We start from the raw sequence: 4036 nt of genomic DNA on the forward strand, positions 1-4036 counted from the left end.
ACCGTATTTTTTACGTTCTTTAACACGTGCATCACGAGTAAGGAATCCAGCAGCTTTTAAAGTTGGTCTATAATCTTCACCAGCTTGTAATAATGCTCTTGAAATACCATGACGGATAGCTCCAGCTTGTCCTGAATATCCTCCACCATATACATTAACTCTTACATCAAATTGAGTAGTTGTATTAGTTAATTCTAATGGTTGATTAACAATCATTAATAATACATCTGATGGTAAATATTCTTTTGCTGGTTTATCGTTAATTGTAATATTTCCTGTACCAGGTGTTAAAATAACTCTTGCTACAGAAGATTTTCTACGTCCAGTTCCGCGATATTGTACATTTGCCATTGCTCTGTCTTACCTCCTTACCCTTTAATTTTTAATACTTCAGGATTTTGTGCTGCATGTGGATGTTCACTTCCAGCATAAACAAATAATTTCATCCCTTGTTTTCTACCTAATGTATTATGTGGTAACATACCTTTTACTGCTGCTTCAACCCAACCAGTTGGATTTTGTTCTTTGAATTGACGGGCAGTTTTAACTTTTAAACCACCTAGCCAACCTGAATGATGATAATATTTAACTGAATCTAATTTTTTACCAGTCATTACTACTTTATCAGCATTAACGATAATCACATAATCACCAGTATCTACATGTGGTGTGTAAGTTGGTTTATGTTTCCCTCTTAACACTTTTGCTACTTCTGATGCTAAACGACCTAAAGTTAAGTCAGTTGCATCAACTACATACCATTTTCTTTCGATTGTGGCTGCATTTGCCATAGTTGTTTGTCTCATTTTTTCTTCTCCTTTATCCTTACCGGGGACTTAGGTTCATAAGAACATTATTATTATAGACACATCAATATTCAATGTCAATTACTTTTGTAAATTATCTTATCATTTTTAACAATTTAATTTCTATCATTACAAATCTCTCATTTTTATTGATTATTTCAACTATTTTATCCCTTTTAATATCTAATCAAATACATAATATCTCACTTTAAAAAAAAACAGACCGTTATCTAACGATCCGTTTATTTAGCTAAAAAATCTAATGACAATTTCAATACTTCCTTAATATCATTGATCGTATCAAAATTATGATTGCCATTTTCAATTGTTACAAACTGCAGCTGCTTAGAAAATTTAGGAATATAAATTTTAGAAATCTCATAAGGGACCGTAGTATCCTTTTTACCATGAATAACCAACAATTCATTTTGATATTTATCTAAATCTTGATAAAAGTCACGAGCTAAAAGGTCATCAACGAAAGCCTGAGAAATTTCATAACCGCCATGATCATATAAACCTTCTTCATTGGCTTCAACTTTACCCGTCAAATAATCTAAAGCTGCTGGTAAGTTAAAGGCCGGTGCCCATAAAACCATCTTTTTAATTACATCAGGATATAATTTAGCTAATTCACTAGCGATGGCACCACCCATTGAATGACCTAAAAGATAGATTTCAGTACAGTTTTCCATCTTCATCGTTTCTTCTAAAATAATTCTTGCACATGAAAGTTCATCTTTAAAAGTCATATCTTTAAAATTCAAATCACTTTCACCACTGCCAAGAAAATCAAATCTAAACGTGGCAATTCCTTTGGCTTCCAACATTCTTGCTAGCTGGACATAAGAAAACTTAGTTCCCGTTTTTTGTCCAGTAAAACCATGAAAAATAATACAAACTGGATGTTTATCTACGTTAGGTTTATGAAAAAAACCGCGCATTGTTCCTTTAAATGTAGGAATTTCACAATAATGCTGCATTAAAAAATACCATGCGCTCTTTTAAAGCGCTTGATCCCATTGTTATCAAGATATTGTTTTGTAATAAAACGAACACTATCTTCGTTATAATCGCCACCAATTTGAACACATGTATCCATGATTTCACTTGTTAATGCTAACCAAATTTCATCACTAAAATCTTCTGTCGTAATCATTTCTTTAACAATTTTTAAACAATCATCAATATAATCATCTTTACTAATTTCTACAATTCCTTCCATTACTTTTCCTCCTTTACTAATTCTTTCATTACATAACCTGCTAACATCATTCCCGCCACTGGTGGGACAAAACTCATACTGCCAGGTGTTCTTCCTTCTATTTTTTGAGGTACTTCTGTTGAAAATAAAACGGGACATTTTTTAATTCGCCGTTTTTTTAATTCATGACGCATCACTCTAGCTAAAGGACAAACGGATGTTTTATAAATATCCGCAATTTGAAACTTTTCGGGTGCTAATTTATTACCTGTCCCCATTGATGAAATAATTTTAATATTTAATTGATTACATTTTTCAATCAATCCAATTTTAGCTTTGACAGTATCAATTGCATCAATTACATAATCACAGTCATTAAAAATATTTCCATCATCTTGATCAGGTAAATAAAACTGCTGATAAGTAGTAATGATGACATTAGGATTAATATCCAAACAACGTTTTTTAGCTACTTCCACTTTAGCTAATCCAATCGTTGAATGTAAAGCGTAAAGCTGACGATTTAAATTAGTAATATCAATAACATCATGATCGACTAATACTAAGTTTCCAACTCCGCCTCTAACTAGTGCTTCGACAACATAACTGCCAACTCCACCTAAACCAAAAACAGCAACTTTTTTTGTTTTTAACTGTTCGATCCAGTTAGAACCAGCCATTCTTTCTATTCGTGCAAACTGTTCCATATTTCACCTCGAAACTATTATAAACTAATCCGATCGTTTAATAAAGCAGTGTACTAATTTTTTGTAGTCCAAATTGGTCTAAAAGTGCATAGACCTCATTGGTCACCTCTATAATAAAACTAGGTGGTGATATGATGAGATATAAAAGAATCCGTGATTTACGTGAAGATAAAGATTTGACACAAAAACAATTAGCTGAATATTTAAATGTATCTCAAAGATCATATTCCCGATATGAACGTGGTGAACGGACCATTGATCCAGAAATACTATCTAAGATAGCTACTTTTCATGAAACAACCGTTGATTATTTAATCGAGCGAACTGATGATAAAACAGATTATAGTCAAAAGAAAAAGAAATCAAAACGTTGATTTCTTTTTTTATTCATAATCAGCTACATAACCACGCATATCTAATTCTAATTTAACTACTTGCCATTCTTTAATTAAATCACCAAGTTCTTCTTTAATGCGGACAACTCCCATTTTATCTTCACTACGAATCAATGCCATGATCGTTGGTCCCGCACCAGATAAATAGGCTCCTAAAATGGCTTCATCTTTTTCTAAGACTGCCATGATTTCATTATAACCTTTGATCAAATCACCGCGATAAGGCTGATGTAAACGATCTTTAAATCCTAACTTCAACCCATCATCATAACCATTGATTAGCGAAGCAACCATCAAAGCTAAATGCGAAACATTTTTAATCGCATCACTTCGTGGTAATACTTGTGGCAAAACTGAACGTGATTGCTCGGTTGATAGTGTAAATGGCGGGATCAAAGCTACAAAACGATAATCATGTTTAACGGGAATATTTAATGTCAATACATTATCTTCTTCCATGACCGAAACGGTTAAACCACCAAAAATAGCTGGGGCCACATTATCTGGATGTCCTTCAATGGCTGTCGCCAGTTCAAGAATCTCCTGACGGTCTTCGGCTTTATCCTGAAAAGCAAAAGCCCCAACGATTCCAGCTACAATACATGTCGAACTACTTCCAAGCCCTCTTGTATAAGGAACATCGCCACTACATTCAATTTTTAGCCCCTGATATGTTAAATCGCAAGCTTTAGCTCCCTGTTTAAACGCCTGATAAGTCAAATTATCTTCATTACAAAACTGTTCAGGACAGCCCGTTATTACTAATCCTTCATCAATTAATTCAAATGTAAAGGTATTAAATAAGGTTAAAGCAACCCCAGCAACGTCAAATCCCGGCCCTAAGTTAGCACTTGTTGCGGGTACTTTTACTTTTACTTTCATAAAATCCTCCTAGACTGCTTCAATTTCAGCTTTGATAAAATC

General features: G+C 33.5%; 7 protein-coding genes. 1 reads left to right on the forward strand and 6 read right to left on the reverse strand.

Translation table 11 applies throughout. From position 1 onward, the window contains the following. The 5 genes from rpsI to J7M77_RS08805 all read right to left on the reverse strand — a co-directional run. Window positions 1-351: 30S ribosomal protein S9 (rpsI, locus tag J7M77_RS08785; RefSeq protein ID WP_296877577.1), on the reverse strand; the 351-nt coding region annotated here is incomplete at its 3' end. A gap of 17 nt (window positions 352-368) precedes the next feature. Beyond that, a complete protein-coding gene (gene rplM / locus J7M77_RS08790) occupies window positions 369-806 on the reverse strand; it encodes a 50S ribosomal protein L13 (RefSeq protein WP_296877580.1) in 438 nt (145 codons plus the stop codon). A 242-nt stretch (window positions 807-1048) separates the two neighbouring features. After that, the gene (locus tag J7M77_RS08795) at window positions 1049-1789 is read right to left on the reverse strand and encodes an alpha/beta fold hydrolase (protein WP_296877583.1); all 741 of its coding nucleotides are present in this window, start codon (window positions 1787-1789) and stop codon (window positions 1049-1051) included. Then, window positions 1789-2031 carry a hypothetical protein gene (locus tag J7M77_RS08800; protein ID WP_296877585.1) on the reverse strand — a complete coding sequence of 81 codons (243 nt, stop codon included), beginning with the start codon at window positions 2029-2031 and terminating at the stop codon, window positions 1789-1791. Before J7M77_RS08800 ends, J7M77_RS08795 begins: the two co-directional genes overlap by 1 nt. Continuing rightward, complete coding sequence (locus tag J7M77_RS08805) at window positions 2031-2717, reverse strand: tRNA threonylcarbamoyladenosine dehydratase (RefSeq protein ID WP_296877588.1); 687 nt, start codon at window positions 2715-2717, stop codon at window positions 2031-2033. Before J7M77_RS08805 ends, J7M77_RS08800 begins: the two co-directional genes overlap by 1 nt. 134 nt (window positions 2718-2851) lie before the next feature. Between J7M77_RS08805 and J7M77_RS08810 the strand changes: the two genes are divergently transcribed. Then, window positions 2852-3091 carry a helix-turn-helix transcriptional regulator gene (locus J7M77_RS08810; protein WP_296877590.1) on the forward strand — a complete coding sequence of 80 codons (240 nt, stop codon included), beginning with the start codon at window positions 2852-2854 and terminating at the stop codon, window positions 3089-3091. A 9-nt stretch (window positions 3092-3100) separates the two neighbouring features. On the opposite strand, the gene thrB is transcribed toward J7M77_RS08810, so the two are convergent. Then, window positions 3101-3994 (reverse strand): homoserine kinase, encoded by an 894-nt coding sequence (thrB, locus tag J7M77_RS08815; RefSeq protein ID WP_296877592.1) that lies wholly within the window; start codon window positions 3992-3994, stop codon window positions 3101-3103. Window positions 3995-4036 lie beyond the last annotated feature (42 nt).

The sequence above is a fragment of the Thomasclavelia sp. genome (assembly GCF_017889095.1).
Taxonomy (GTDB): domain Bacteria; phylum Bacillota_I; class Bacilli_A; order Erysipelotrichales; family Coprobacillaceae; genus Thomasclavelia.